Here is a 25,848-nt window from a genome sequence, read left to right as displayed (position 1 = left end):
CGGCGGAGGCGGTGGCGGAGACGGCTGGGGCTCCGGCACCGGGCGCGCCTGCGGCGTCGGCTGGGTCTCGMGCGGCTGCGGCAGCTGCGCCACCTTCGGCGGTTCCGGGCGCTGCGTCGGCGGCTTCGGGGTTGCCGGAGGTGCCTTGGCCGCGGCCGGCGGCGGCGGCGTGTCGGCATCGCCGGTCGCATCCGGCGCCGGCGGCTTCTCCCGCGCAATCTCGCCGGCGCCCGGATCGCCGACCGCATCGGCGCTGACGATCTCCACCGGCACGACCGCGATGGCCGGCGCGTCGCGCCGGAACAGCGGCAGCCCGAACATCAGCACGATCAGCATGATCGCGTGCAGGGCCAGGGAGATGATGAGGCTGGGACGCATGGGGCTGGGTCAGCGCCTCGGGGCGGGTGCGGGCGATGCGGGTGCGGACCGCGCGGGCGGCGTCGCTGCCGCGGCCTGCCCCTTCGGGCTTTCCGCGATCAGGGCGACGCGGGTGAAGCCGGCGGTGGTGATGGCGCCCATCACCTCCATGATCCGGCCATAGGCCAGCGCCTGGTCGCCGCGCACGAAGATGCGGGTCTCGTTGGCCGCCGTGCCGCCCGGCGCCGAGGCCTGGGCCTTGGCGATCGCGGTCAGCATCGGCACCAGGTTCTCTACCGCGACCTGCTGCTTCTGGACGAAGATCTGGCCGCTCGCGTCGATGGTGACGGTCAGCGGCTCCTCCTTGGTCTGGATGTTCTGGGCGCGGGTCTGCGGCAGGTCGACCGGCACGCCGACGGTCAGCAGCGGCGCCGTGACCATGAACACGATCAGCAGCACCAGCATGACGTCGACGAAGGGCGTGACGTTGATGTCGGAGTTCGGGCGGAAGGTGCGGCGGCCGCCACGCGAGCGGCCCGTGGCGTGGGAGAGAGAGACGCCCATCAGGTCCGGTCCTCGAGGTAGCGCGACAGGATCGCGCCGAATTCGCCGGCGAAGTTCTCGAGCCGCTCGGCGTATTTGTTCAGGTCGTTGGAGAACTTGTTGTAGGCGGTGGTCGCGGGAATGGCGGCGAACAGGCCGATGGCGGTGGCGAACAGCGCCTCGGCGATGCCCGGCGCGACGACGGCAAGGCTGGTGTCGGCCTGGGCGGCGATCGACTGGAACGAGTTCATGATGCCCCACACCGTGCCGAACAGCCCGACGAAGGGCGCCGTCGACCCGACCGAGGCCAGCACGGTCATGCCGCGTTCGACCCGCCCGAGCTCACGGGTCATGGTCACCTGCATCACCCGGTCGATGCGCTGCTGCAGCCCGGCGCGCATGCTGCCCGAGGCGCTGAGGCCGCGGTCGGCGGCGATGCGCCATTCCTTCATGCCGGCGGCGAAGGTGGCGGCCATCGGGTCGGGCGGGTTGGCGCCGACCTGGTCGTAGAGATCGTCGAGCGAGCCGCCGGACCAGAACGCGTCCTCGAACGCATCGGCCGCGCGGTTCAGCCGCCGCACCCGGATCCACTTCTCGAAGATGATCGCCCAGCACCACACCGATGCCGCCAACAGCAGCAGCATCACGAACTTCACGATGACGTCCGCCTGCAGGAACAGGCCCCACATGGACATATTGTGGACGGCACTCTGCCCGACCACCTGGGCGGTTTCGATCACCGACTGCTCCATACCTTCGCCCTTCCCTACGCCGCGTGGGACGCGGTCTCGGCTTTGATCGCGTTGAAGACCTCGCGGAGATCGGACGGCATCCGTGCCGCCCGTCCGTCCCGAGTGATGCATGCCAATTTCAGCAGCAATGTGACGATGTCATCCCCATTGCGCCGGATCGCCTGCGACATATCGAGGCTGGCGCCGCCGATCGCCGTCACGCGCGTGTCGATTTCGAGCTGGTCGTCCAGCCGCGCGGAGCGGCGGAAGTCGATCTCGCAGCGCCGCACCGCGAAGGCGATCCCGGTCTCCGCCAGCAGGTTCCACTGCTCGAAGCCGGCCGCCCGCAGCAGCTCGGTCCGCGCCCGCTCGGCAAAGCGCAGATAGGAGGCGTGGTAGACGATGCCCGACGCATCCGTGTCCTCCCAATAGACCCGGACCGGGAAGAGATGCGGGCCGCTCACAGCTCGTCATCCGGCAGGAGATCGAGCTGCGAGGCCTCACGCTTCGGCACTGAGAGGCCGAGCGCGCGATACCCGCGCTCGCCCAGCACCCGGCCGCGCGGGGTGCGCTGCACCAGGCCCTGCTGCAGCAGGTACGGCTCGATCACGTCCTCGATCATGTCGCGCTGCTCGCTCAGCGCCGCCGCCAGCGTCTCGACCCCGACCGGACCGCCGCCGTATTGCTCCGCGATCAGGCGCAGATAACGCCGGTCCATGGCGTCGAGCCCGGCCTCGTCGACATCGAGGCGCTTCAGCGCCTGGTCGGCGGCGCGGGCGTCGATCTGCGCGAGGCCGGCGACGGCGCCGAAATCGCGCACCCGGCGCAGCAGCCGGCCGGCGATGCGGGGCGTGCCGCGCGAGCGCTTGGCGATCTCGTGCGCCCCCTCCTCCGACAGCGGGCAGCCCAGCAGCCGGGCGCCGCGGGCGACGATCGATTCGAGTTCGGGCGTGCCGTAGAAGTTCAGCCGCAGCGGGATGCCGAAGCGGTCGCGCAGCGGGGTGGTGATCAGCCCGGACCGGGTGGTGGCGCCGACCAGGGTGAAGGGCGGCAGGTCGATGCGCACCGAGCGCGCCGCCGGCCCCTCGCCGATGATCAGGTCGAGCTGGTAGTCCTCCATCGCGGGATAGAGGATCTCCTCCACCGCCGGGTTCAGCCGGTGGATCTCGTCGATGAACAGCACGTCGCGCGGCTGCAGGTTGGTCAGGATCGCAGCCAAGTCGCCGGCGCGGGCGATCACCGGGCCGGAGGTGGCGCGGAAGCCGACGCCGAGCTCGCGCGACACGATCTGGGCCAGCGTGGTCTTGCCCAGGCCCGGCGGGCCGAACAGCAGGACATGATCCAGCGCCTCGGCCCGGGCCCGCGCCGCGGTCACGAACACCCTCAGGTTGTCGCAGACCTCGCGCTGGCCGACGAAATCCTCCAGCGTCTGCGGCCGCAGCGAGGCATCGCCGGTGTCGTCGGTCAGGGGATCCCCAGTGACGATGCGGTCAGTCATGACGCCAGCTCACGCAGCGCGGCCGGGATCAGCGCCGAGACGGTGGCGTCGGCGCCCAGCTTGCCGCCGGCCCGGGCCACCGCGGTGAACGCCTCGGCCCGGCCATAGCCGAGATTGACCAGGGCGGAGACCGCGTCGGCCGCGGCGCCGCCGGTCTCGGCCGGGCGGGCGGTGAGGCCCACCGCGACGGGGCCAAGGCCGACCACCGCCGGGCCGAGGGCGATGCCGCCGACCTTGTCCTTCAGCTCCGACGCGATGCGGCCGGCCAGCTTGGGTCCGACCCCGTCGGCGCGGGCCAGCAGGGCCTTGTCGCCGGCGGCGATGGCGGTCGCCACCTGGTCCGGCGACAGCACCGACAGGATGGCCAGCCCGACCTTGGCGCCGACCCCCTGCACCGTGGTCAGCAGGCGGAACCAGTCGCGCTCCGCCGTGTCGGCGAAGCCGTAGAGGTGGATGTGGTCCTCGCGGACATGGGTCTCGATGTGCAGCGCCACCGCCTCGCGCGGGCCGGCCATCAGGCCGAGGGTGCGGCGCGAGCAGAACACGAGGTAGCCGACGCCGTTGCAGTCGATCACCGCGTGGTCGGCCCCGGCGCTGTCGAGGATGCCGCGCAGCCGGGCGATCATCGCGCCACCTGCAGCCGGATGCCGGCGATGGCCGCCGAGGTCTGGCGGTGATGGGCGTGGCAGATCGCCACCGCCAGCGCGTCGGCCGCGTCCGGCGTCTGGAAGGTGGTGCCCGGCAGCAGCATCCGCACCATGTGCTGCACCTGGGTCTTGTCGGCATGGCCGGCGCCGACCACCGACTTCTTGATGTGGTTGGCCCCGTACTCCGCCACCCGCAGCCCGGCCTTGGCCGGCACCAGCAGCACCACGCCGCGGGCGAGGCCCAGCTTCAGGGTCGAGGTCGGGTTCTTGTTGACGAAGGTCTCCTCGACCGCCGCCTCGTCCGGCGTCCAGGTCCGGATCACCTCGACCAGCCCGTCATGCAGCTGCACCAGCCGGATCGCCAGCTCGGCCTTGTCGTCGGAATCGACCCGGCCGTCGGCGACATAGCGCAGCCGGTTACCGTCGACGTCGAGCAGCCCCCAGCCGGTGTGGCGCAGCCCGGGATCAAGGCCGAGGATCCTCATCGGCGTGCCGCCGGGAACCAACCACTATTGAAGCTGTCATTGCCGGGCTTGACCCGGCAATCCAGGAGATGTCGACAGCCTCTGGATGCCCGGGTCAGGCCCGAGCATGACAGGGTGGGAAACAAGACAAGAGCCGACCGGCCGCCCACGGCCATCCGGTCCGATCCCTTCCCCATCCCAATCCCGCGGTCCATCTTCCCTCCGCCCCGGCTCAGGCCGTGAGCCGCGCCATGATGTCGTCCGGAATCTCGAAATTGGCCGAGACCCGCTGCACGTCGTCATTGTCCTCGAGCGTGTCGAGCAGCTTCAGCAGCGACGCCCCCTGCTCCTCGTTCACGGGAACCGTGTTGAGCGGGCGCCAGACCAGCCCGGCGGAATCGGGCGCGCCGAACTTCTCTTCCAGGGCTTCGCGCACGCCGGCATAGCCCTCGATCGAGGTGGTGACGGTGTGGCTCTCGTCGTCGCTCTGCACATCGTCGGCGCCGGCCTCCAGCGCCGCCTCGAACACCGCGTCGGCGCTGGCGGCCTTGGCCGGGAAGACGATCTCGCCGATCCGGTTGAACATGAAGCTGACCGAGTTGGTCTCGCCCAGCGACCCGCCATGCTTGGCGAAGGTCGAGCGCACTTCCGCCGCGGTGCGGTTGCGGTTGTCGGTCAGCGCCTCGACGATCACGGCGATGCCGGCCGGGCCGTAGCCTTCGTACCGGATTTCCACGTAATCGCTGTCGTCGCCGTCACCGGTCGCGCGCTTGATCGCGCGTTCGATGTTGTCCTTCGGCATGTTCTCCTTGCGCGCGGCCTGGATGGCGGCGCGCAGGCGCGGATTCATCGCCGGGTCGGGAAGGCCGAGCTTCGCCGAGATGGTGATTTCGCGCTGGAGCTTGGTGAAGATCTTGCCCCGCTTGGCGTCCTGCGCGCCCTTGCGATGCATGATGTTCTTGAACTGTGAATGACCGGCCATGGGGCTACGCCTGACTGACTAGGGAGACTCGCGGCGGGAGACATATGCGGCCGGCCCGGCGACGACAAGCGCCACCGCACGATCCCCTGCGCCGCGTTAGCGCGAGACTATGGCCGTTTTGTGGTTCGGAGGGAAGATCCGGCGAATTTCCCTACCCGCCGGATTCCATTTCGCCACAACCAGATAGACGCAATTCCAGAGAAATAGGATGAATTCCGGTTCAGGCCGCGGGATCGGCCGGCGCGAAACCGCTGGGCCAGGCCGGCGACAGCCTGCCGCCGATGCGCAACGGCTCGACCCGGCGCGCGAGTCCCGTCGCGTCGTCGGTCTCCAGCACCAGGCCGCAGATGGTCGGCTGGCCCTCGGCCGGGGTCAGCCGCTCGGTCGGCATCTTGCGGATGAAGCGGGCGACCGCCGGCTCCTTCACCATGCCGATGACGCTGTCGTAGTCGCCGCACATGCCGGCATCGGTCTGGTAGGCGGTGCCGCCGCGCAGGATGTGCAGGTCGGAGGTCGGGATGTGGGTGTGGGTGCCGACCACCAGCGAGACCCGGCCATCGAGATGATGGCCCATCGCCATCTTCTCGCTCGACGCCTCGCCGTGGAAGTCGACCACGATGGCATCGACCACCCCGGGCATCCCGGTGTCGGCCAGCAGCCGGTCGACCACGGCGAAGGGGTCGTCGAGCGGGTCCATGAACAGCCGCGCCATGATGTTGATCACCAGCACCTGCCGCCCGCTGCGGTCCTGCAGCAGCGTCGCGCCACGGCCGGGCGTGCCGGGCGGAAAGTTGGCCGGCCGCACCATGCGGGAGTCGCGATCGATGGTGCCCAGCAGCTCGCGCTGGTCCCAGACATGGTTGCCGGTGGTCAGGCAGTCGACCCCGGCATCGTAGAACTCCTCGGCGATCTTCGGGGTGATGCCGAAGCCGCCGGCCGAGTTCTCGCCGTTGACCACGACGAAATCGAGGTCCAGGCGCTGCCGCAGGCGCGGCAGTTGTGCGATCACGGCGGTGCGGGCGGCGCGGCCGACGACGTCCCCCAGGAACAGTATGCGCATCGAGTATCCGTCTAAGGTGTGATGCGGATCGCTTCGCGATCCGTGACGATCCAGTCCAGCGCCTGGTCGTGCAGTCCGGTCGGCACCGCCGCCACCTCCTGGCCGGCATAGCCGATGCCGACGGCCAGCACCGGGCGCCCCGACTCCGCTCCGGCCGCCCGCAACTTCGCCAGGGTGCGGTCGTAGAAGCCGGCGCCGTAACCCATGCGGAAACCCTGGCGATCGAAGCCGAGCAGCGGCACGAACAGCAGGTCCGGCACCCGCTCCGGCGCCGTCGGGGCCGGCACCGCCACCCCGAACACGCCGGAGACCAGCGGCGCCCCCGGCGTCCAGTCGCGGAACACCAGCGGCTGGGCCTTGCCCTGCACCACCGGGACGCAGGCGGCATGGCCGCGCGCCAGCGCCGCGGCCAGCAGCGGCAGCGGGTCGAGCTCGTCGTCGATCGGGAGATAGGCGCTCACCACCGCGCCGGCGGCGAAGGGAATCGCGGCAAGGACGTTGTCGCGCAGCCGGTCGCCCGCCCCGGCGCCATGCAGCGCGTGATAGGCCGCGCGTCGGGCGCGGGCCTCGGCCCGGAAGGCCTTCTTGGCGTCGCGCAGATCGGCGTCGTCGGACAGGGTGGAAAGAAGCGCAGCGGAGCCGCCTCGGCCGGTGGTCATTATGTCTCCTCTTGGGCCCTGCATCAGCAGGTGGGCGCCATGTGCCGGGACCACGGTCCCGGCAGGGACAGCTCCCTAAGAGAAGTGCTACGGCCCCAGGGACAATCGACCTGTCGCGCCGCGCAGCCCCGCTACGGGATGAGATTTAGGGCGTCTCGACCCTGGCCGCAATGGCCTCGATCCGATCGGCCAGTTTCTGCAGCCTCGCGGCCAGCGCCGGATCCTCCAGCGGCCCCGGCGGCGGCGCCACGGGAAGCGGCGCCGGCACTCGCTTTTCGTCGCGCAGGTCCAGCAGCTCATCGCCCAGCATCAGGCCGACCATGACCATGAGATGCATGTCGGTCACCGACCGCACGGATCCCTGGATCTCGCGGATCCGCTCTTCCAGGAAGGCGGCGACGTCGCGCACCCGCCCCTCCTGCCCGTCTTCACAGGCGATCGGGTAGACGCGATTGTTGAGTGTGATTTCGACCCGGGCCACTGCGTTACTTTTCCAGAAGGGTCTCGATACGCTGGATCACCTGATTGACCCGCGCCGCCACTGTCGCCGTATCCTCGCGCAGCTCGGTCTCGATCTCGGTCACCGCCTGCGTGCGCACGCGGTCCATGATCTCGTCGATCTGCTTCTGGCGGCGCTCCGCCTGGTCCGCCAGCGCGGTGTCCAGGCGTTCCAGAGCGCGCTCCAGGCGATCAATCTCGGCGGTCAGCCCGGTCATCGCAGGGAATCCAGATCCAGCGTCATTGTCGTGAAACTATGCGGCACTCCCCCCGCCGTCAACGGAAGCCTCGGCGGTCGCCTCCGGCACGGCCACGCCGACGGTCCCGGCGAACTCCACCAGCCGCCCCCAGGTACGGCGGTCGAGCGGCACGCCGAGCGCTGCGCGCGCCGTCGCCTCGCGCTTCTCCGGGTCGCCCGGCGCCATCACTTCCTGCCCGGCCTGGGCCGGCTGCGAGCGGAGATCGCCGAGGATCGCCGCCATCGTCGCCGCATAGCCGCCGGCGTCGAAGGCCTGCGGCTTCAGCAGCAGGAAGAAGTGGCCGATGGTGACCGGCTGGCCCGGCCCGGTGAACTTGGTCATGCGGAAGCCGTGCGGCATGCCGGTCAGGGCGGCGCACAGGATCTCGACCATCATCGCCAGCCCGGCGCCCTTGTAGCCATAGGCCAGGCCGCCGACCGGGATCAGCCCGGTGGCGACATGCGCGTCGGTGGTGGCGACGCCGTCGTCGCCGACCGCGACCTCCGGCGGCAGCGGCGCGCCGGTGTCGCGGCGCAGATGCACCCGGTTGAGCGGGATGGCGCTGGTGGCCATGTCCAGCAGCACCGGATCCTCGCCCGGCGCCGGCGCGGCAAAGCTGATCGGGTTGGTGCCGAAGAACGGCTTGATGCCGCCATGCGGCACCACCAGGGCGTCGGCATGGGTGCAGCCGATGGCGATGAAGCCGCGGCGCGCAGCCTCCAGGGCATAGACGCCGGTGGCGCCGTGATGGGTCGAGTTGGTGACGGCGGCGGCGGCGATCCCCAAGTCCTCCGCCAGCGCCGCCGCCTCGTCGATGGCGCGGTAGCTGGCGAGATGGCCGAGGCCGCCGCCGGCATCGACCACGACGCAGGCCGGCGCGGTGCGGGTGACGGTCACATCAGGGGCGGCGTTCATCCGCCCGTTCCGCAGCTGGTCGAGATAGAACGGCACCAGCCGCACGCCATGGGTGTCGACACCACGGGAGGAGGCGTCGGTCATCGCCCGCGCCGTCGCGGCCGCGCTGTCCGGCGACGCCCCGGCGCCGCGCAGCAGCGCCGCCGCGAACTCCTCCAGCGCCGCCTTCGGCAAGCGCACCCCGTCGAACCGCTCCATCGCGCGTCTCCCGCTCCGATATCCGTCGTGCCCGGTTCCGGACGATTGCAAGGGCAATCGCCGGGGGATGATCGCCAGGGCGATCGCCGGGGGATGATTGCTCAAGAGCAATCACCCTGGATTGTCCGACTTATCTAGCGTGACGATGGGTCCCGCATCCAGGCCTATGGTGGCATTGACGCGACGCGACCAGGGCTGCATGGTGCCCCGCCCCTGACGGGAGACCGTCGGGTTCCCCGTGCCCTCATCGGATCGATGCCATGACCGACAGCTCCCGGACCGTGACGCACAACGACATGGCGAACGCCATACGTTTCCTGTCCCTGGACGCGGTGGAAGCCGCCAAGAGTGGCCATCCCGGCATGCCGATGGGCATGGCCGACGTCGCCACCGTGCTGTTCAGCCGCTACCTGAAGTTCGACGCCGCCGCCCCGACCTGGGCCGACCGCGACCGCTTCATCCTGTCGGGCGGCCACGGCTCGATGCTGCTCTATTCGCTGCTGTACCTCACCGGCAACAGCAAGATCACGATCGACGAGATCAAGCATTTCCGCCAGCTCGGCCACCACACCGCGGGCCATCCCGAGGTCGACCACGAGGCCGGGATCGAGACCACGACCGGTCCGTTGGGCCAGGGCCTGGGCAACTCCGTCGGCTTCGCGCTGGCCGAGCGCATCCTGAACGCCCGCTTCGGCGACGACCTGGTGAACCACCACACCTGGGTCACCTGCGGCGACGGCGACCTCGAGGAAGGGATCAGCCACGAGGCCTGCTCGCTGGCCGGGCATCTGAAGCTCGGCCGGCTGATCGTGCTCTACGACGACAACCACATCACGATCGACGGCCCGACCTCGCTGTCCTTCAGCGACGACGTCCAGAAGCGCTTCGAGGGCTATCACTGGCACGTCCAGCGCGTCGACGGCCACGACACCGATGCGATCGCCGCCGCCATCGACGCGGCGCTGGCCGATGAGCGGCCCAGCCTGATCGCCTGCCGCACCACCATCGGCTTCGGCGCCCCGAACAAGCAGGGCACCAGCGCCACCCACGGCTCGCCGCTGGGCAAGGACGAGGTCGCGGCCACCCGCGCCAACCTCAACTGGCCCTACCCGCCCTTCGAGGTGCCGGAGGCCACGATCGCGGCCTGGCGCGAGGTCGGCCAGCGCGGCCATGCCGAGCGCACGGCCTGGGAGGCCCGCCTGGCGAAGACCCCGGCCGAAGCCCGCGCCGATTTCCGCCACGCCATGGACGGCACCCTGCCCGCCGGCCTCGACGGCGTGATCGCGAAGTTCAAGGCCGAGACCTCGGAGGCCAAGCCGAGCCTCGCCACCCGCACCGCCTCCGGCCAGGTGCTGGAACTGCTGGTGCCGCTGATCCCGGAACTGATCGGCGGGTCGGCCGACCTGACCCCGTCGAACAACACCAAGACCAAGGCCTCGACCGACATCGAGCCGGGCAAGTACGGCGGCCGCTACGTCCGCTACGGCGTGCGCGAGCACGGCATGGCGGCGGCGATGAACGGGCTGACGCTGCATGGCGGCATCATCCCCTATGGCGCCACCTTCCTGACCTTCACCGACTATTGCCGCCCGTCGATCCGGCTGGCCTCGCTGATGCGCCAGCGGGTGGTCTTCGTCATGACCCATGACTCGATCGGCCTCGGCGAGGACGGCCCGACCCATCAGCCGGTCGAGCATGTCGCGGCGCTGCGCGCCATCCCGCACCTCATGGTCTTCCGCCCCTGCGACGCGGTCGAGACGGCCGAAGCGTGGCAGATCGCGCTGGAGACCCAGGACGCCCCGTCGGTGCTGGCGCTGACCCGCCAGAACCTGCCGACGCTGCGGCTGGGCGCCACCGCTGAGAACCTTTCCGCCAAGGGCGGCTACATCCTGCGCGAGGCCACCGGCACGCCGCGGGTGCTGCTGGTCGCCACCGGCTCGGAGGTCTCGATCGCCAACGAGGCGCGCGACGCGCTGGAGGCCGAGGGCATCGGCACCCGCCTGGTCTCGATGCCCTGCACCGCGCTGTTCGACCGCCAGCCGGCCGAATACCGCCGCAAGGTGCTGGGCCAGGGCCTGGTGAAGATCGCGGTCGAGGCCGGCGTGCGCCAGGGCTGGGACCACTATATCGGGTCGGACGGCGCCTTCGTCGGCATGACCGGCTTCGGTGCCTCAGGCCCCTACGAGCAGCTGTACAAGCATTTCGGCATCACGGCCGAGGCGGTCGTCGCCGCCGCCAAGGCCAAGATCTAAAGACCATCGGATCGGAGAAGACGACATGGCCGTTAAGGTTGCCATCAACGGGTTCGGGCGCATCGGGCGTCTGGTGCTGCGGGCGCTGATCGAATCCGGCCGCAAGGACATCGAGGTCGTCGCGATCAACGACCTCGCCGACGTCAAGACCAACGCGCATCTGCTGAAGTACGACAGCGTCCACGGCCGCGCGCCGTTCGACGTCCAGGTCGAGGGCGACACCCTGATCGTCAACGGCCGCCACATCAAGGCGGTACAGCATCGCGACCCGACCCAGCTGCCCTGGGGCGCGCTGGACGTCGAGATCGCGCTGGAATGCTCCGGCATCTTCACCAAGCGCGACGACGCGGCGAAGCAGCTGACGGCCGGCGCCAGGAAGGTGCTGATCTCGGCCCCGGCGACCGACGAGGACCTGACCGTGGTCTACGGCGTCAACCACCACAAGCTGACCGCCGCGCACAAGATCGTCTCCAACGCCTCCTGCACCACCAACTGCCTGGCGCCCGTCGCCTCGGTGCTGCACGACGCGATCGGCATCGATCACGGCTTCATGACCACGATCCACAGCTACACCGGCGACCAGCGCATCGTCGACACGATGCACAAGGACCTGCACCGCGCCCGCGCCGCGGCGCTGAACCTGATCCCGACCTCCACCGGCGCCGCCAAGGCCGTCGGCAAGGTGCTGCCGGAGCTGGCGGGCAAGCTGGACGGCACCTCGATCCGCGTCCCGTCGCCGAACGTCTCGGTGGTCGACTTCAAGTTCGTCGCCAAGCGCCCGACCACGGTCGAGGAGGTCAACGCGGCGATCAAGCAGGCCGCCGACGGCAAGCTGAAGGACATCCTCGGCTACTACGAGGAAGACCTGGTCTCGACCGACTTCAACCACGATGCCCGCTCGTCGATCTTCGCGATCAACGAGACCAAGGTGATCGACGGCACCTTCGTCCGGGTGATGAGCTGGTACGACAACGAATGGGGCTTCTCCAACCGGATGGGCGACACCGCGATCGCGATGTCGAAGGCCGGCTGAGCTGATCCGCTTCGGACTGCGAGGGGGCGGCTTCGGCCGCCCCCTCTGTTTCCGGTATTGATTGATCGGGCGATCGGTCAATCGGGCTTGGCGACGTGCCAGACCCCGCCGGCGCCTTCGCCGGTGGCGTCGCCGGCCTTCTGGTCCTTGACGTAGGTGTAGACCGGCTTGCCGTCATAGGCCCACATCGCAGTGCCGTCGGTCCGCTGGACGATGGTCCATTCGTCCTCGGCCTTGGCGCCGGCCGCGGCCTTGAAGGGCGGCCAGTTGGCGGCGCATTTGTCGTAGCAGTTCGACTTGCCCGCCTCGTCCTTGTCATAGACGTAGAGGGTCATGCCCTTGTCGTCGGTGTAGGCCTTGCCGGCCGAGGTGGTCATGATCATCGCCGGCTCCGCGGCGAAGGCCGATGCGGCAGCGACGAGCGCAGCCGCGACGCTGAATGCGATGAGTTTCATTGCGGTTCCTCCCGAGGGGGAGGTGCGACGGAACGCCGGCCTCCCGTCCGACTGTTCGTCCGGCCGGCACCGGAGGTTGCCGATGAACCGGGCACGGCCGCCTCGGGGGCCCGCCGGCCGTGTCAGACCGCCCAGGGTGGGATGAACGGCTCCTGGCCGCTATAGGCCGCCTGGCCGCCGACCGGCAGCACCACCACCGCCTCGAACGGCCGGTCCCCGGGGTTGGCCAGGGAGAACTCGGTGTCGGCCGGGATGACGATGGCGCTGCCGGCCGCGATCTCGTGCCGGTCCGCGCCGATGGTGGCGACGGCGCTGCCGGCGATGGCGATGAAGATCTCCTCGCGGGTGACGCGATGCGGCGCCCCCGGCGCGCCGGGGTCGAGCGCGATGCGCCACACCGAGGTCTCGGAGGACCCGCGGCTGGGCGCCGCCAGCCCGGTGAAGGTGACGCCCGGCAGCGTGAAGCGCGGCGCGTCGGAGGCGGAGATGACAGGCATGAGCCGACCTTTCCCTTGGGAATCCCTTGAACGCCGACCCGCCGGAGGGCATCTTCGACGGGATGATCGTCAAGTTTCTTGACGGTACCCGGCGGATCGAAAATGGTCAAGACACTTGACGATATCGCCTACCCCGAGCTGATCGACCATGTCGGCTGGCGGCTGTGGCGCCTCAGCCGGGCCTGGAAGGCGCAGTTCGAGGCGGGGATGGTGGCCTTGGGCCATGGCTGGTTCGGCGAGGCGCGAGCCGGCGTGCTGGCCCATCTCGGGCCGAACGGCCTGCCGCAATCCGCCCTGCCCGGCCGCATGGGCCTGACCAAGCAGGCGGTGCAGCAGCTGGTCGACGACCTCGCGCGCGACGGCATCGTCGAACGCCGCCCGGACCCGCAGGACGGGCGCGGCCGGCTGGTCGTCCTGACCCCGGCCGGCCTCGCGGTGATGACCGACGCCAACGCTGTGAAGCTGCGGATCGAGGCCGAGTACCGCGCCCTGCTCGGCCCCGACGGCTTCGCCGCGCTCAACCACGCCCTCGACCTGCTGTATGCGGGCACGGCCAGGCGCCCAGGCCAGGCCTAGCCCGGCCGGGCTAGCCCCTCGCCTTCCGGGAGACCTCGAAGCTGCCCTCCAGCATGCGGAAGCCCGTGATCACGCCGTCGGAGACGGCCTGGGGCATTTCCGGATGCCTCCCGAGGCTCAGGACGGTCAGACCTGCGCCTGGCCGCCATCCGCGAACAATTCGCTCCCGGTGACGAAGCTGGCGTCGTCGGAGGCCAGGAACAGCGCCGCCGCGGCGATCTCGTCGGGATCGGCGACCCGGCCGAGCGGCACCTGCTCGGTGGCGAGATAGTCGAGCAGGCCCTGCTGCGCGGCGGCATCGTCACCGGCCAGGCCCACCAGACCCGGCGTCTTGGTCGGCCCGGGGCTGAGCACGTTGATGCGGATCCCCCGGCCCTTGAGGTCGAGCGTCCAATGGCGCACGAGGTTGCGAACCGCGGCCTTCGACGCGCCATAGACGCTGAAGGCAGGCATCGCCATCGCCCCCGCGGTCGACCCGGTCAGGATCACCGACGCACCCTTGGCGAGCAGCGGCAGCGCCTTCTGCACCGTGAACAGCACGCCCTTCACGTTGCGGCCGAAGGTGTCGTCGTACTGCGCCTCGGTGATGGCGCCGAGCGGCAGGTTCGAGCCGCCTCCGGCATTGGCGAACAGGACGTCGATGCGCCCGGCATCGGCCTTCACCCGCTGATAGAGCCGGTCGAGGTCCGAGAGATTGGCCGAATCCGCCTGAATGGCGGTGGCGGACGGGCCGATCGCCGCCACTGCGGCATCGAGCTTGGCCCGGTCGCGGCCGGTGATGAACACCCGCGCGCCTTCGGCGGCGAAGCGCTTTGCGGTGGCGAGGCCGATGCCGGTGCTGCCACCGGTGATGACCGCGATCTTGCCTTCGAGTCTGCGTGCCATGGCGTGTCTCCTTGTGTTGGCGGGGTAGAGATGTGGCCTGGCGCGCATTTCCGAAGTAGAAAGGAATGAAAGCCATCGTTGCAGGATTGCAGATGTCCCGGCTGCCGGATTTCGAAGGCCTCGCCATGTTCGCCAAGGTGGCGGAGGAGCGGTCCTATGCCGGCGCAGCGCGCGCCCTGGGCGTCTCCGTCGCCACCGTCTCGCGCGCGGTGACCCGGCTGGAGGACCGGCTGGGCGGCCGCCTGTTCAACCGCAGTTCACGCCGCCTCGCCCTCACCGATTTCGGCCAGGGGTTGGTCGAGCGGGCGACGCGGATCTATGCCGGGGCCGAGGAGGTGGAGCATCTGGCGCGGGCGACGACCAGCCGGCCCCACGGCCTGGTCCGGCTAGCGGTACCGATGTCGTTCGGCCTACGGTCGGTGGCGCCGATCCTGCCGGATTTCTTCCGGCGCTATCCCGAGGTTTCCGTCGACCTGCACCTGAGCGACGCTGTCGCCGACCTGATCGGCGAGGGCTTCGACGCTGCGCTGCGCATCGCCGTGATGGAGGATTCCTCGCTCATGGCGCGCCAGATCGTGCCGGTCCGTCGCTTCATCGTCGCGGCCCCGTCCTATATTGCGCGCCACGGCCTGCCCCGGCATCCCGACGACCTGGCCGCGCATCACTGCCTGGGTTACGCCTACCGCGCGAAGCGGGACGTCTGGCGCTTGACCAATGCGGCAGGCGAGGAGGCCACGGTCACGCCGACCGGCCCGCTGCGCGTCACCAATGTCGACGCCCTGCTGCCGACCCTGCTGGAGGGTCTGGCGATCGCCGAGCTCCCGGAGTTCATCGCCGCCGAGCATCTGGCGGCGGGGAGGCTGCAGGCCATCCTTCCCGGCTGGCGCCTGCCGGAAGGCGGGATCTATTTCGTCACGCCCACGGCGCGGGCCCGCGCGGCGAAGGTCGATGCTCTCTCCGACTTCCTGATCTCGCGCCTGTCGCATCCAGCGTGGCGGCGCGAGGGCGACGATGCGTCCCGGCCCTGAGGATCGGCCCAGAGCGCACAAAAAAGGGGCGTCCCGAAGGACGCCCCCAAGTCTGGCCGTTGATTGAGCGGAGGCTACTGCACCGCCTCGCCATGCAGGGCGAGGTCGAGGCCGTCGCGCTCCGCCTCTTCCGAAACCCGGATGCCCATGACCGCCTTGATCACGAACAGCAGCACCAGGGTGACCACACCGCTCCAGACCAGCGTCGCCGCGACGCCTTCGACCTGGATCCAGACCTGGCCGGGATTGCCGTAGAGCAGGCCGGTGCCGAGCGAGTTGACCGCCGGATCGGCGAAGACGCCGGTCAGGAGCGCGCCGACGATGCCGCCGACGCAGTGCACGCCGAACACGTCGAGCGAGTCGTCATAGCCGAGCGCCCGCTTCACCGAGGTGGCAGCGAGGTAGCAGATGATGCCCGCGGCGATGCCGATCGCCAGCGCGCCCATCGGGTTGACGAAGCCGGAGGCCGGGGTGATCGCGACCAGGCCGGCCACGGCGCCGGAGATGACGCCGAGCACGCTGGGCTTCCCCTTGGCGGCCCATTCCACGAACATCCAGGACAGCGCCGCCGCGGCGGTGGCGATGTGGGTCACGGCGAAGGCCATGCCGGACAGGCCGCCCGCAGCCAGCGCCGAGCCGGCGTTGAAGCCGAACCAGCCCACCCACAGCAGCGAGGCGCCGATCACGCTGAGCACCAGGTTGTGCGGCGCGAAGGCATGGGCCGAGGCGGTGCCGTAACCCTTGCGCTTGCCGATGAAGATGCAGGCGACGAGGCCGGCGATGCCGGCGTTGATGTGCACCACCGTGCCGCCGGCGAAGTCGAGCACGCCCTTCGAGAACAGCCAGCCATTCGACTGCCACACCCAATGCGCGATCGGCGAGTAGACGATGATCGACCACAGGGTGATGAAGACCAGCAGCGACGAGAACTTCATGCGGTCGGCGAAGGCGCCGACGATCAGCGCCGGGGTGATGATCGCGAAGGTCATCTGGAACATCATGAACACGCTCTCGGGGATCGTCCCGCTGAGCGCGTTGACGTCGAGGCCCTTCAGGAAGCCGCGCGACAGGTCGCCGATCCAGGCGCCGCCGGGGCCGAAGGCCAGGCTGTAGCCCAGCACCATCCAGACGATGCTGACCAGGGCGGTGATGGCGAAGCACTGCATCAGCATGGCCAGCACATTGGCCTTGCGGACCATGCCGCCGTAGAACAGCGCCAGACCCGGAATGGTCATCATCAGGACCAGCGCGCTCGACGTCATCATCCAGGCGGTGTCGCCTGAATTCAGTGTCGGCGTCGCTGCTGCCGCATCCTGCGCCATTGCCGGCAGCGCCGTCAGCAAGGCGGCGACCACGCCTCCCAATCCCCAAAACGTCCGCTTCATCGAGTTGTCTCCAGCCTTTATCTTATCGGCTGACGGTCGGCAGCCGCCCTGTCGGCACCGGCACGAACCGCCCTTCGCCGGTGATCAAGCAAGTGCCGTGCCGGTTTTGCCACGACCCGCCAAGCCGGGCGGCTTGGTGGCCCAATCCAGCAGCAATGAATAAATTTTGTGCAATCGGCGCGGCACTGACCAAAATTTGATCCGCAGCCGTGCCGTCGTGGCGGATGACCGCGGCTTGGGCACTGCGCTAGGGTGCCGCGCCCTTTTGCAGAGTGCCGCCATGACCCGGACCACCAGCCAGATTCCCCTGCCCTCCGTCGCCCCCGGAACCCGTCGCGGCGTCACCGTGCACCGCTATGGCCAGCCGGGCGCCCGGCCCAAGGTCTACATCCAGGCCGGGCTGCATGCCGACGAGCTGCCGGGCATGCTGGCCGCGCATCACCTGGTCCGCCGCCTCGACGCGCTGGACGCGGCCGGCGCGATCCGGGGCGAAATCGTGGTGGTGCCGAGCGCCAACCCGATCGGCCTGGCGCAATCGGTGCTGGAAAGCCATGTCGGCCGCTTCGCCCTGGACGGCCGCGGCAACTTCAACCGCCACTACCCCGACCTGGCCCCGATCGTCGCCCCGCGCCTCGCCGGGCAGCTGACCGACGACCCTGCGCGCAACGTCCGGCTGGTGCGGGCGGCCCTGTTGGCGGCGCTGGCGGAGCAGCAGCCGCTGGATGAGGTCGGCGCCCTGCGCAAGACCCTGCTGGGCCTGTCCATCGACGCCGACATCGTGCTCGACCTGCATTGCGACAACCAGGCGCCGGTGCATGTCTATGTCGGCACGGCGCTGTGGCCGGACGCCGAGGATCTGAGCCGCCAGTTCCACGCCCGAGCGGTGCTGCTGGCGGAGGATTCCGGCGACAATCCGTTCGACGAGGCGAATTCGGCGCCATGGTGGGCGCTGGCCAAGCTGCTGGGCGGCACCCATCCGCTGCCCCCGGCCTGCCTGGCGGCGACGATCGAGCTGCGCGGCCAGGCGGATGTCGACGACGCCACGGCCGAGGCCGACGCTGACGCGCTGGTGCGCTTCCTGCAGCGCCGCGGCATCCTGGCCGGTGAACCCGGCGCGCTGCCCGAGGCGCTGTGCGAGGCCACACCGCTGGCCGGCAACCAGATGCTGCGCGCGCCGGTGGCCGGCATCGTCACCTATGCCCAACCCTTGGGCACCCGGCTGCGCCGCGGCGACCATGTCGCCGACATCGTCGACCCCACTGCCGACCCGGCGCAGGCGCGCACCCCGATCCATGCCGGGGTCGACGGCCTGCTGTGGTCGGTCTGCCTGCACCGGTTGGCGCGGCCGGGCGACATTATCGCCAAGATCGCCGGCGCCGAACCGATCGCCGGGCATGGGGCGACGCTGCTGACCAGCTGAGCCGCTTCGGACCGGGAGGTGGGCGCCATGCGGCGGCCGCCCACATTTCGCGCTCGCCTTCTCCGGCCGAACACGGCAGGATGCGCCCTCCTGAGGCCATCGCACGGCCAGATTGCCCGTGCCACGCCATCGGACCCCCGGCCGGCAGAGTCACGGCCCGGGTCCGCCATCCGGACCGTACAGTGCCATGACCATTGCCTTCCGTTCCCCCGCCTCGCTCGCCATGCGCGGCGTGGCCGGCCCCGGCTTGAAGCCGGTTGGCCCCCAGCCGGCCGCCGAGCCGGCGCGCCCGGCCACCTATCTGATCCGGCTGCGCAACTTCACCGTACCGATGTCGATCGGCGTCTATGCCGAGGAGGAGGAGCGCCGCCAGCGCGTCCGCATCAGCGTCGAGATGGAGGTCGAGCAGCCGCAGGGCGGCATCGGCGACGACATCGGCCGCGTCCCCTCCTATGAGGGGCTGGTGCAGGGCCTGCACGCCATGGCCGAGGGCGACCATGTCCGCCTGATCGAGACCGTCGCCGAGCATGTGCTAGATCTCGCCATGGCCCACCCGATGGTGCTGCGGGCGGTGGCCGAGGTCGAGAAGCTAGACATCTTCCCCGAGGCCGAATCGATCGGCGTCCGCTTCGAGCGGCGCCGCCAGGGCTGAACCCGGGGGAGAGGCGCCGGAACAAACCGCCGACCTCTCTCATTTGTCATGCCACGGCTTGACCGTGGCATCCAGGGGCGGCGAGAGCAGTTCTTGACGGCCCCTGGATTGCCCGGTCAAGCCGGGCAATGACACCAGAAGAACCCGAAGCAGGTCCTTACCGCTGCGGCAGCGTGGCCAATCCCAGCACGCCCAGCGCGATGTCGAGCTGGGCCGCCGAGGCCGGCGCGGCGTCGCCGTCGCGGATCTTGTCGGCCACGCTGGGCTGGGTGACCGCGCCGCCGCGGCCGGCGTTGACGCTGGGCCGGTGGTTCACGTCGGCATAGTCGGAATCGCTGGCATCGGTCTTGCCGAACTTGCCGGTGTCGCCCTTCGCCGCGTCCAGCGTGTGGTGGATGTTGTCGCGCAGCGTCGCCAGCTTGTCCGCCGGCATCTTGTTGATCCAGTCGGTGAAAGCCTTCTGCTGGTCCGGCTTGGTCAGGTCGCAACCCTTCAGCTCCGCGTATTTCACCAGCAGCGGCACCGGGCTGTAGCCCTCGCCGCTCTGGTCGACCAAAGCGTGCGCGGGGCCGTCGTCGAAGCCGGCAAAGCGCAGGAACTCGGCCGAAGTGTCGTTCATGAAGCGGTTGGATTCCCGCACCTTCGAGATCTGGCCCCACACCATCTGGCCGATCACCGAGGCGACGACGATGGTCAGGCCGACCGGCCCCGCCATGGTGCCGGTGCCCAGGGCGGCGATCACCGTGCCAGTGGCGGAGGCCAGGTACAGGGACCCGCTGGGAACGTCGCCGCGCTCGAAGGCATCGCCGGCATTGGCCAGGTCGAAGATGGCGCCGAACACGCCGAGGCCCTTGACCAGCGGCCGGTCGCTGCCGCCCAGCAGCTTCACCGCCTTGTTGTCGTCGCCCAGGATGCCGACCGCGCTCATCAGCTCGATCGATTTCTGGCTGAGCCCGGCGGCATCGGCCGAGGCCTTCAGCACGTTGCGGACATTGGGGTCGGCGAAGGCCTTGGGGGCCGACTGGGTCAGGGTCACGGCGGCGGCGGCGAAGCCGATGCCGCGGAACAGCTGCCCGAGCCGCTCGCGGCGGCCGAAGCTCTTGATGCCTTCGCGGCTGACCAGGTTTTCCAGCTTCTGGTCCAGAGTCGACAGCCGGCGCTGCACATCGGCCTCGGTCTCGCCGGGCTGGGGCAGCGCGTCCTGCAGCAGCGCCGTCGCCTTGCGCACATCGACGTCGGACATGCCGAGGATGCGGGCGCCGGTGGTCTCGAACCGGGTGATGGTCGCCTTGACCTGCGCGATGTTCTGCGGCTGGCCGGAGGCGGTGGGGTTGAGCGCGTCCGACAAGGCGCGCCGGGCCCATTGCGTCGCCGCCTCCTCCGCCAGCTTGCGGCCGCGGTCGCTGAGCCGCGCCAGATTGCCGATGGTGGCCTGCGTCGCCGGCGAGTCGAGCATCCCCGGATTCGCCTGCATGGCCTGCTGCATCGCCCGCATCGCCTTGGGGTCGTCCAGGATCTGCTTGATCCTGGCATCCGCCGCCCCCTGCTGACCGGCCAGGCCCGACGGCAGCGACTGCAGCGCCTGGATCTGGGTCAACAGCTTCTCGCCGTCCGCGGCGACGGTCCGGTCCAGCACCGCCTGCTTCGTCTCCCAGTCGGGATTGTCCCGCTTGAACGCCGCGACGGCGGCGTCGAGCTGGTCCGGCGTCATCGCGCCCTGGTAGTTGGCGGAGCGCCAGTCGAGCTCCAGCCGGTTCTTGTCGGCGGCGTCGATATCGCGGCCGACCTGGCCCTTGAACTGATCCATGCCGGCCAGCACGTCGTCCTTCAGCACCTGGGTGCCGCCGCCATTGGCCAGGGCCAGCGCATAGGCCGGGTTCTTGCCGGCGCCGATGGCGTTGCGGACCGCGTCGCGGTCGTAGAAGCCGATCTGGGCCAGGCGCTGGATCGCGGCATCGCCATCCGGCGTGCCGGCGATCCAGCCGGTGACCTGCATCAGCAGCCGGGCGCCGTCCGGCCCGGTCTGCAGCGGCGTCCCGGTCGGGCCGTGCAGCGAGGCCTGGTTCGCCGCCTCGATCTTCGGCACCGCCGCCGTCATCAGCCGAGTCGCCAGGGTCTTGTCGGTGCCGGCGGTGAGCTGGTCGAGCCGCTGCATCAACTGCAGCTCCGGCACGGCGTCGCCAGCCGCCTTGTCGACATCCTTCAGCCCGTCGACCGCCCATTGCGCGGCCCCGTCGACAATGGCCCGTCCCGCGTCGCCCTGCTGCAGCGCAGCCCGCACCTGCGGCGAGGCGCCGGCATAGGCGTCGGCCAGGACCTTGTAGCGGGCATCCGGCGTGCCGGCGGCCTGGGCGCGGGTGGTGATGGCGCGCGCCGCCTGCTCGACATCGGGGCCGGCATGGGTGGTGGGGGCGAGAACCAAGTTTTCGCGCTTTGCCGCCGCCTCGATCGCGGTCTGGGCCGGGCCGGCGTCGCGCCAGTCGCGGTCGTAGAGCTGCTGCACCGCCTGCTGCCGGTCGCCGGGCGGCAGCGTCTGGAGATAGGCCTGGACCTGGCCGGTCAGGGCATCGGTCTCATGGGGGTAGTCGATACCGGCGGGGTCGTCGGCATATTCCAGCTGGTTGCCCCTCGCGTAGAGCCGGTCGGCGACCACCATCCCGGCATCGGTCTGCAGCCCTTCCGCCCGCACCGCCTGCGTCACCGCGGTGCCGGCCGGCCCGGCGTCGCGCCAATCCTGGCTGGTCAGGCGCAGGGCCGCGTCCTGGCGCTGCGCGGCCGGCAGGGCGTCGAGATAGCTGCGCACATCCGCCTGGATGTCCGCGGTCTCGCCGGGGTAGTCGACCGCTTGCGGTTGGTCCGCATATTCCAGCGCGTTGCCGCGGTCATAGAGATCTTTGACGAAGGCGGTCTCGCCGGACGGCACGCCCTTGCCGTCCTCCGGCGTGTGCGCGGCTTTTTCCGGCGACACATTGGGCACGAAGATGATCTCGCCCGGGTCGATCTGGCCGGAGTCCGGCATGTCGGTGCGCCGGTTGGCAGCCAGCAGCTCGGCGTAGCTGACGTCGTTCTCCTGCGCGATGCGCCACAGGCTGTCGTCCTTGTCGGCGACGAACACCCGGTCATGCCCCGGCTGCAGCGCCCCGGGACCGCCGGCTTCGGAGCGATGCTGCAGCGCCTCGGCCAGCGCCCGCTGGAAGGCCTGGGCCTTGTCCTGCGGCAGCGGCGTGGTGGTGCCGCCGTTGCGGGCGTAGCGGTTCCGCGCAGCGTCGTCGATGCGATAGGACACGGGGGTTTCCTGGCGAATCCGTTTCGGGACTTGCCGGGAAGGATAGGGTGGGAAGGTTTCCCTTTTTTGTCAGTCATATGAAACTGTCACCCCGCCTCTCTAATCGTATTTGATGTAGGCGAAGCGCGGGTTTGCGTTCGGGGTGCCCTCCAGCCCCTGCCCCTCCAGTCCGGGCTGCCAGCCCACGACGTCCTCGATCTTGGCCGCCAGGGCGAAGTCGCGGTCGGTGATGCCGCCGCCGGCGTCATGGGTGCTGAGCCGGATCTCGACCCAGCCCCAGGACGCCGAGATGTCGGGGTGGTGCCAAGCCGCCTCGGCGAGATGGCCGATGGCGCCGATCACCAGCACCGTGCCCTTCCAGCCATGGGTCTCGTAGCGGCGGTGGAGGGTGCCGTCCTGATGGCGCCAGCGCGGCAGGTCGCGGCTCAGCCGCGCCTCGATCTCGGCGGGCGGATAGGCGTGCGGTGTGTCGGCCATCGGGGTTCCTCCTGCGGACGGCACAGTCGCCGCCCGCAGGAGGATAGCGCGTCAGTCGCGGACGGCATCCCCCTGCGCGACCACGATGGCGAAGCGGTCGGCCAAAGCGGCCAGCGCCGCCCGGTGCACCTCCGCCGCCGGCCGCACGCCGCCGAGCGGGTCCGGCAGGTCGCGGCTGGCGCAGGCTGCGGCCACGACCGTCGAGAACAGGCCGTGGTCGACCGCCGAGCGGGTGGTGGCATCGACGCACATATGCGTCATGAAGCCCACCGTCACGAGTTTGGAGCGGCCGGTGTCGGCGATGCGCCCGGCCAGGTCGGTGCCGGCAAAGGCATTGGGCAGGGTCTTCTTCACCACCACCTCCCCGGCCGCCGGCGCCACCGCCGCGATCGGCGCGACGTAGGGGCCATCGACGTCGAACAGCCCGCCCTTGCGCTCGTTCAGCACATGGATGACCGGGGTGCCCACGCGGCGTGCCCGGGCCAGCAGCGCCGCGGCCGCCTCGACCGCGGGGCCGACGCCCGGCAGGGCCAGCCCCCCGTCGCTGTATTCGCGCTGCATGTCGATCAGCACCAGGACCGATTCCGAGAGGGCCGCGGGTTCCAGCCGGGCGCCGGCATGGTCGAGCAGGGTCTTGGGAGGCATCTGTCGTCTCCTGGAATAGGGGGATCAGGCGGCCGGGGCCAATGCCTCGGCCGCCAGCGCGGCCGCCACCGAGGGGCGGGCGCCGATGCGCCGCTGATAGGCCGCAATCGCCGGCCAGCGGCCGAGGTCGATGGCGAAGAACCGGGTCCAGCCCAGCATCGTGAACAGATAGGCGTCGGCAACGCTGAAACCGCCTTCGAGCAGATGGTCCCGGCCCTGCAGCGCGTCCTCGATCACGGCAAAGCGGCGGAACAGCTTGTCGCGGAAGATCGCCTTCGCCTCCTCCGGCAGCGCCGCGTTGAACAGCGGGCTGAAGCCGGCATGGATCTCGCTGGTGATGAAGTTCAGCCATTCCTGCAGCCGCACCCGCTCCCAGCTGCCATTCGCCGGCGCCAGGCCGGCCTCGGGTTTGAGGTCGGCAAGGTACTGCACGATCACCACCCCCTCGGTCAGCACCCGGCCGTCGTCGAGCTGCAGCGCCGCGACATAGCCCTTGGGGTTGATCGCCAGGAAATCGCCGCCATCAGCGGTTTTCTTGGTCCGGTTGTCGACCCGGACCAGGGTGACGGGCAGGCCCAACTCGTGCAGCACGATGTGCGGCGACAGGGAGCAGGTGTCGGGGGCGTAGTACAGCTTCATCTGGATCTCCACATCGGGCCGCCGCAGAGAGAGAGCGACGGATCACGCAACAGATTTGGCCGCCGCCTCCCCTGCAGGAAAGCCGAGATTCTGCCGGTACACTCTGCAATACTGCAGAGATGGATTGGGACCTCGCCCGCTTCGTCCTGGCAATCGCGCGCCACGGAACCGCCTCGGCCGCGGCGCAGGCGCTGGCGGTCGACCAGACCACGGTGTCGCGCCGCCTGGCCGCAGCCGAGGCGGCGCTGGGCACCCCTCTGTTCGAGCGGATCGAGAAGCGGTTCCGGCCGACGCCGGTCGGCGCCGCGGTCATCGCCCAGGCCGAAGTGATGGACCGGGCGGCGATCGCCATCCAGCATGCGGCGCGCGACCGCGACGCGGCGCTGTCGGGCCCGGTGCGGATCTCGATCCTGCCCGGCTTCGCCGGGTGGCTGATCCCGCGGATGGGCGATCTGCGGCGCCGCCATCCCGGGCTGCGGCCCACCGTGCTGAGCACCGACATCAATGCCGATCTGGAGCGGCGAGATGCCGACATCGCGCTGCGCCAGGCCCGCCCGCGCTCCGGCGATCTCGCGGCCCGGCTGGGCGTCCGGATCGGACACGCCGTCTACGGGCCGGCAGTCTGCGGGCCGGGAAACGGCGCGGCCGAGGGCTGGATCGCGCTGGAGCCGGCGCTGGATGCCGTCCCGCAGATGGTCTGGCTGCGCGACCAGCCCGGCGGCACCGACCCGGTGCTGCGGGTCACCGGGGGGCCGGAGCTGCTGGCCGCGGTGCGTGCCGGGCTGGGGCGTGCCGTGATCCCCTGCTACCTCGCGGACGACGCCCCTGGCCTGCGCCGCCTCTCCGGGCCGGTGCCGGTGGCCAGCCGCGAATTGTGGATCGTCCTGCCGGCCCCGGCCAAGGACGTGCCGCGCATCCGGGTGGTCGCGGACTGGCTGGCCGAGGCGCTGACGGCGGATCGGGTCCGGCTGGAGGGCGTTCAGTCGTAGGTTGGGTTCACTTGCGAATCCAACAATGGCGCGGGCTGGACGAGGTTGGGTTCGCGAGGCGAACCCAACCTACATCCTCCATTTTGTCACGCCACGGCTTGCCCCCGGATCAAGTCCGAGGGGTGGCATCCAGCGGCGGCCGGAGCGGTGCTTGGTGGCCCCCGGACTGCCCGGTCAAGCCGGGCAATGACAGTTGAAATGGGACGAGGTCACACCGGATCCGGCTCGGGCACCCAGCTGCCCTCCCGATCGGCCCGTCCATAGAGCCGCTCGACCAGCACCCGCAGGGTCGGGTCGGCGTCCAGCGCCTCCTGCATCCGGCTGAAGGTGCGGGTCCGGGTCACGCCATGCTGGTGCCAGGACTTGCCGCCGCTGGCGACGTTCTGGGCGAAGGCCTGCAGCCGGTCCAGCGCGCGGGCGTAGCGCGCCTCGGGCGTCTCGCCGGCCTCGAACTCGGTCCACCAGCCATTCACCTTGTCGCGCAAATCCGGCGGCAGCAGGCCGAACAGCTTCACCGCCGCCGCGGCCTCGCGCGCCGCCTGGTCCTGCCGGCCGACATCGTCATAGGCGAAGGTGTCGCCGGCGTGAATCTCGACCAGGTCATGGGTCAGCACCAGCGACAGCACCTTGGCGATGTCGACCACGAAACCGATCTCGTCCTTCAGCAGCAGGGCGTACAGCGCCATGTGCCAGGTGTGCTCGGCGTCGGTCTCGCGCCGGCTGCCGTCGGTCAGGTAGTTCTGCCGGGTGATCTGCTTGAACTGGTCGCAGACCAGCAGGAAGTCCTGGATCCGGGCCAGGCGATCGACGGGCGGGGCGGCGGGCGTTTCAGTCATGG

Annotated in this window: 28 protein-coding genes, 1 other RNA gene and 1 pseudogene; 7 read left to right on the top strand and 23 right to left on the bottom strand. The window is 70.2% G+C overall.

The window, feature by feature from the left end; translation table 11 throughout:
• The 14 genes and pseudogenes from AB4112_RS15445 to AB4112_RS15380 all read right to left on the bottom strand — a co-directional run.
• Positions 1-378, bottom strand: a pseudogene (locus AB4112_RS15445) (hypothetical protein); the annotation flags it as partial.
• 9 nt (positions 379-387) lie between these two features.
• A complete protein-coding gene (gene tolR, locus AB4112_RS15440; protein WP_309794189.1) occupies positions 388-921 on the bottom strand; it encodes a protein TolR in 534 nt (177 codons plus the stop codon).
• Positions 921-1,652 (bottom strand): protein TolQ, encoded by a 732-nt coding sequence (tolQ, locus tag AB4112_RS15435; RefSeq protein ID WP_309794190.1) that lies wholly within the window; start codon positions 1,650-1,652, stop codon positions 921-923. The genes tolR and tolQ overlap by 1 nt, the downstream gene beginning before the upstream one ends.
• Before the next feature lie 14 nt (positions 1,653-1,666).
• Entirely contained in the window at positions 1,667-2,095 is a 429-nt protein-coding gene (gene ybgC / locus AB4112_RS15430; protein WP_309794192.1) for a tol-pal system-associated acyl-CoA thioesterase, read from the bottom strand.
• Positions 2,092-3,129 carry a Holliday junction branch migration DNA helicase RuvB gene (ruvB, locus tag AB4112_RS15425; RefSeq protein WP_309794193.1) on the bottom strand — a complete coding sequence of 346 codons (1,038 nt, stop codon included), beginning with the start codon at positions 3,127-3,129 and terminating at the stop codon, positions 2,092-2,094. Before ruvB ends, ybgC begins: the two co-directional genes overlap by 4 nt.
• Positions 3,126-3,755 (bottom strand): Holliday junction branch migration protein RuvA, encoded by a 630-nt coding sequence (gene ruvA, locus AB4112_RS15420; RefSeq protein WP_309794195.1) that lies wholly within the window; start codon positions 3,753-3,755, stop codon positions 3,126-3,128. Before ruvA ends, ruvB begins: the two co-directional genes overlap by 4 nt.
• Complete coding sequence (ruvC, locus tag AB4112_RS15415; RefSeq protein WP_309794197.1) at positions 3,752-4,261, bottom strand: crossover junction endodeoxyribonuclease RuvC; 510 nt, start codon at positions 4,259-4,261, stop codon at positions 3,752-3,754. The genes ruvA and ruvC overlap by 4 nt, the downstream gene beginning before the upstream one ends.
• A 211-nt stretch (positions 4,262-4,472) precedes the next feature.
• Positions 4,473-5,222, bottom strand: coding sequence for a YebC/PmpR family DNA-binding transcriptional regulator (locus tag AB4112_RS15410; protein ID WP_309794199.1), 750 nt, complete (start codon positions 5,220-5,222; stop codon positions 4,473-4,475).
• A 220-nt stretch (positions 5,223-5,442) separates the two neighbouring features.
• Positions 5,443-6,282, bottom strand: coding sequence for a TIGR00282 family metallophosphoesterase (locus AB4112_RS15405; protein ID WP_309794200.1), 840 nt, complete (start codon positions 6,280-6,282; stop codon positions 5,443-5,445).
• 11 nt (positions 6,283-6,293) lie between these two features.
• A complete protein-coding gene (locus tag AB4112_RS15400; RefSeq protein WP_441720790.1) occupies positions 6,294-6,881 on the bottom strand; it encodes a 5-formyltetrahydrofolate cyclo-ligase in 588 nt (195 codons plus the stop codon).
• A 33-nt stretch (positions 6,882-6,914) separates the two neighbouring features.
• Positions 6,915-7,073, bottom strand: a non-coding RNA gene (gene ssrS, locus AB4112_RS15395) — 6S RNA.
• 13 nt (positions 7,074-7,086) lie between these two features.
• Positions 7,087-7,422 (bottom strand): cell division protein ZapA, encoded by a 336-nt coding sequence (locus AB4112_RS15390; protein WP_309794201.1) that lies wholly within the window; start codon positions 7,420-7,422, stop codon positions 7,087-7,089.
• A gap of 4 nt (positions 7,423-7,426) precedes the next feature.
• Positions 7,427-7,657 (bottom strand): hypothetical protein, encoded by a 231-nt coding sequence (locus AB4112_RS15385; RefSeq protein ID WP_309794202.1) that lies wholly within the window; start codon positions 7,655-7,657, stop codon positions 7,427-7,429.
• A gap of 36 nt (positions 7,658-7,693) precedes the next feature.
• Entirely contained in the window at positions 7,694-8,791 is a 1,098-nt protein-coding gene (locus AB4112_RS15380) for an Ldh family oxidoreductase (protein ID WP_441720785.1), read from the bottom strand.
• Between the two features lie 260 nt (positions 8,792-9,051).
• Here AB4112_RS15380 and tkt point away from each other — a divergent pair, with 260 nt between their 5' ends.
• Together tkt and gap are read left to right on the top strand one after the other, a co-directional pair.
• The gene (gene tkt, locus AB4112_RS15375; protein ID WP_309794204.1) at positions 9,052-11,043 is read left to right on the top strand and encodes a transketolase; all 1,992 of its coding nucleotides are present in this window, start codon (positions 9,052-9,054) and stop codon (positions 11,041-11,043) included.
• A gap of 25 nt (positions 11,044-11,068) precedes the next feature.
• Positions 11,069-12,076, top strand: coding sequence for a type I glyceraldehyde-3-phosphate dehydrogenase (gene gap, locus AB4112_RS15370; protein WP_309794205.1), 1,008 nt, complete (start codon positions 11,069-11,071; stop codon positions 12,074-12,076).
• Between the two features lie 77 nt (positions 12,077-12,153).
• On the opposite strand, the gene AB4112_RS15365 is transcribed toward gap, so the two are convergent.
• Positions 12,154-12,531 carry a COG4315 family predicted lipoprotein gene (locus AB4112_RS15365; RefSeq protein WP_441720783.1) on the bottom strand — a complete coding sequence of 126 codons (378 nt, stop codon included), beginning with the start codon at positions 12,529-12,531 and terminating at the stop codon, positions 12,154-12,156.
• Between the two features lie 122 nt (positions 12,532-12,653).
• Complete coding sequence (locus AB4112_RS15360; RefSeq protein WP_441720781.1) at positions 12,654-13,028, bottom strand: cupin domain-containing protein; 375 nt, start codon at positions 13,026-13,028, stop codon at positions 12,654-12,656.
• Positions 13,029-13,130: 102 nt separating this feature from the next.
• On the opposite strand from AB4112_RS15360, the gene AB4112_RS15355 reads away from it, so the two are divergent.
• Positions 13,131-13,604 (top strand): MarR family winged helix-turn-helix transcriptional regulator, encoded by a 474-nt coding sequence (locus AB4112_RS15355; RefSeq protein ID WP_309794208.1) that lies wholly within the window; start codon positions 13,131-13,133, stop codon positions 13,602-13,604.
• 126 nt (positions 13,605-13,730) lie between these two features.
• On the opposite strand, the gene AB4112_RS15350 is transcribed toward AB4112_RS15355, so the two are convergent.
• On the bottom strand, positions 13,731-14,489 hold the full coding sequence (locus AB4112_RS15350; RefSeq protein ID WP_309794209.1) for an SDR family oxidoreductase: 759 nt from the start codon (positions 14,487-14,489) through the stop codon (positions 13,731-13,733).
• Positions 14,490-14,581: 92 nt separating this feature from the next.
• Here AB4112_RS15350 and AB4112_RS15345 point away from each other — a divergent pair, with 92 nt between their 5' ends.
• Positions 14,582-15,517, top strand: a complete 936-nt coding sequence (locus tag AB4112_RS15345) for a LysR family transcriptional regulator (RefSeq protein WP_441720778.1) — start codon at positions 14,582-14,584, stop codon at positions 15,515-15,517.
• A 74-nt stretch (positions 15,518-15,591) separates the two neighbouring features.
• Here AB4112_RS15345 and AB4112_RS15340 read toward each other — a convergent pair whose 3' ends face one another.
• The gene (locus AB4112_RS15340) at positions 15,592-16,902 is read right to left on the bottom strand and encodes an ammonium transporter (protein WP_309794211.1); all 1,311 of its coding nucleotides are present in this window, start codon (positions 16,900-16,902) and stop codon (positions 15,592-15,594) included.
• Positions 16,903-17,182: 280 nt separating this feature from the next.
• On the opposite strand from AB4112_RS15340, the gene AB4112_RS15335 reads away from it, so the two are divergent.
• Positions 17,183-18,322 carry a succinylglutamate desuccinylase/aspartoacylase family protein gene (locus AB4112_RS15335; protein WP_441720776.1) on the top strand — a complete coding sequence of 380 codons (1,140 nt, stop codon included), beginning with the start codon at positions 17,183-17,185 and terminating at the stop codon, positions 18,320-18,322.
• 187 nt (positions 18,323-18,509) lie between these two features.
• Entirely contained in the window at positions 18,510-18,974 is a 465-nt protein-coding gene (locus AB4112_RS15330; protein WP_441720774.1) for a dihydroneopterin aldolase, read from the top strand.
• Between the two features lie 157 nt (positions 18,975-19,131).
• Here the strand turns inward: AB4112_RS15330 and AB4112_RS15325 are convergent, their stop codons facing one another.
• The 4 genes from AB4112_RS15325 to gstA form a co-directional block, all read right to left on the bottom strand.
• Positions 19,132-22,260, bottom strand: a complete 3,129-nt coding sequence (locus tag AB4112_RS15325) for a LysM peptidoglycan-binding domain-containing protein (RefSeq protein ID WP_441720772.1) — start codon at positions 22,258-22,260, stop codon at positions 19,132-19,134.
• 99 nt (positions 22,261-22,359) lie between these two features.
• Positions 22,360-22,737 carry a 4a-hydroxytetrahydrobiopterin dehydratase gene (locus AB4112_RS15320; protein WP_441720770.1) on the bottom strand — a complete coding sequence of 126 codons (378 nt, stop codon included), beginning with the start codon at positions 22,735-22,737 and terminating at the stop codon, positions 22,360-22,362.
• Positions 22,738-22,788: 51 nt separating this feature from the next.
• A complete protein-coding gene (locus AB4112_RS15315) occupies positions 22,789-23,382 on the bottom strand; it encodes an isochorismatase family protein (RefSeq protein ID WP_441720768.1) in 594 nt (197 codons plus the stop codon).
• 24 nt (positions 23,383-23,406) lie between these two features.
• Positions 23,407-24,021, bottom strand: coding sequence for a glutathione transferase GstA (gstA, locus tag AB4112_RS15310; RefSeq protein WP_441720766.1), 615 nt, complete (start codon positions 24,019-24,021; stop codon positions 23,407-23,409).
• A 119-nt stretch (positions 24,022-24,140) separates the two neighbouring features.
• On the opposite strand from gstA, the gene AB4112_RS15305 reads away from it, so the two are divergent.
• The gene (locus tag AB4112_RS15305; RefSeq protein ID WP_441720764.1) at positions 24,141-25,010 is read left to right on the top strand and encodes a LysR family transcriptional regulator; all 870 of its coding nucleotides are present in this window, start codon (positions 24,141-24,143) and stop codon (positions 25,008-25,010) included.
• A gap of 209 nt (positions 25,011-25,219) precedes the next feature.
• Here the strand turns inward: AB4112_RS15305 and AB4112_RS15300 are convergent, their stop codons facing one another.
• Positions 25,220-25,846 carry an HD domain-containing protein gene (locus AB4112_RS15300; protein ID WP_441720762.1) on the bottom strand — a complete coding sequence of 209 codons (627 nt, stop codon included), beginning with the start codon at positions 25,844-25,846 and terminating at the stop codon, positions 25,220-25,222.
• Positions 25,847-25,848 lie beyond the last annotated feature (2 nt).

The organism is Inquilinus sp. 2KB_23, from assembly GCF_052115705.1.
GTDB classification, from domain to species: domain Bacteria; phylum Pseudomonadota; class Alphaproteobacteria; order DSM-16000; family Inquilinaceae; genus Inquilinus; species Inquilinus ginsengisoli_A.
Note: the sequence above shows the minus strand (reverse complement) of the source record. Positions and strands in the feature narration are given on the sequence as shown.

Excerpts from the sequence above, each read along its gene's own strand:
- tolR (WP_309794189.1), bottom strand. The coding sequence starts at position 921 with ATGGGCGTCTCTCTCTCCCACGCCACGGGCCGCTCGCGTGGCGGCCGC.
- tolQ (WP_309794190.1), bottom strand. The coding sequence starts at position 1,652 with ATGGAGCAGTCGGTGATCGAAACCGCCCAGGTGGTCGGGCAGAGTGCC.
- ruvB (WP_309794193.1), bottom strand. The coding sequence starts at position 3,129 with ATGACTGACCGCATCGTCACTGGGGATCCCCTGACCGACGACACCGGC.
- ruvA (WP_309794195.1), bottom strand. The coding sequence starts at position 3,755 with ATGATCGCCCGGCTGCGCGGCATCCTCGACAGCGCCGGGGCCGACCAC.
- ruvC (WP_309794197.1), bottom strand. The coding sequence starts at position 4,261 with ATGAGGATCCTCGGCCTTGATCCCGGGCTGCGCCACACCGGCTGGGGG.
- AB4112_RS15410 (WP_309794199.1), bottom strand. The coding sequence starts at position 5,222 with ATGGCCGGTCATTCACAGTTCAAGAACATCATGCATCGCAAGGGCGCG.
- AB4112_RS15405 (WP_309794200.1), bottom strand. The coding sequence starts at position 6,282 with ATGCGCATACTGTTCCTGGGGGACGTCGTCGGCCGCGCCGCCCGCACC.
- AB4112_RS15385 (WP_309794202.1), bottom strand. The coding sequence starts at position 7,657 with ATGACCGGGCTGACCGCCGAGATTGATCGCCTGGAGCGCGCTCTGGAA.
- AB4112_RS15380 (WP_441720785.1), bottom strand. The coding sequence starts at position 8,791 with ATGGAGCGGTTCGACGGGGTGCGCTTGCCGAAGGCGGCGCTGGAGGAG.
- tkt (WP_309794204.1), top strand. The coding sequence starts at position 9,052 with ATGACCGACAGCTCCCGGACCGTGACGCACAACGACATGGCGAACGCC.
- gap (WP_309794205.1), top strand. The coding sequence starts at position 11,069 with ATGGCCGTTAAGGTTGCCATCAACGGGTTCGGGCGCATCGGGCGTCTG.
- AB4112_RS15365 (WP_441720783.1), bottom strand. The coding sequence starts at position 12,531 with ATGAAACTCATCGCATTCAGCGTCGCGGCTGCGCTCGTCGCTGCCGCA.
- AB4112_RS15360 (WP_441720781.1), bottom strand. The coding sequence starts at position 13,028 with ATGCCTGTCATCTCCGCCTCCGACGCGCCGCGCTTCACGCTGCCGGGC.
- AB4112_RS15355 (WP_309794208.1), top strand. The coding sequence starts at position 13,131 with ATGGTCAAGACACTTGACGATATCGCCTACCCCGAGCTGATCGACCAT.
- AB4112_RS15350 (WP_309794209.1), bottom strand. The coding sequence starts at position 14,489 with ATGGCACGCAGACTCGAAGGCAAGATCGCGGTCATCACCGGTGGCAGC.
- AB4112_RS15345 (WP_441720778.1), top strand. The coding sequence starts at position 14,582 with ATGTCCCGGCTGCCGGATTTCGAAGGCCTCGCCATGTTCGCCAAGGTG.
- AB4112_RS15340 (WP_309794211.1), bottom strand. The coding sequence starts at position 16,902 with ATGAAGCGGACGTTTTGGGGATTGGGAGGCGTGGTCGCCGCCTTGCTG.
- AB4112_RS15335 (WP_441720776.1), top strand. The coding sequence starts at position 17,183 with ATGACCCGGACCACCAGCCAGATTCCCCTGCCCTCCGTCGCCCCCGGA.
- AB4112_RS15330 (WP_441720774.1), top strand. The coding sequence starts at position 18,510 with ATGACCATTGCCTTCCGTTCCCCCGCCTCGCTCGCCATGCGCGGCGTG.
- AB4112_RS15320 (WP_441720770.1), bottom strand. The coding sequence starts at position 22,737 with ATGGCCGACACACCGCACGCCTATCCGCCCGCCGAGATCGAGGCGCGG.
- AB4112_RS15315 (WP_441720768.1), bottom strand. The coding sequence starts at position 23,382 with ATGCCTCCCAAGACCCTGCTCGACCATGCCGGCGCCCGGCTGGAACCC.
- gstA (WP_441720766.1), bottom strand. The coding sequence starts at position 24,021 with ATGAAGCTGTACTACGCCCCCGACACCTGCTCCCTGTCGCCGCACATC.
- AB4112_RS15305 (WP_441720764.1), top strand. The coding sequence starts at position 24,141 with ATGGATTGGGACCTCGCCCGCTTCGTCCTGGCAATCGCGCGCCACGGA.
- AB4112_RS15300 (WP_441720762.1), bottom strand. The coding sequence starts at position 25,846 with ATGACTGAAACGCCCGCCGCCCCGCCCGTCGATCGCCTGGCCCGGATC.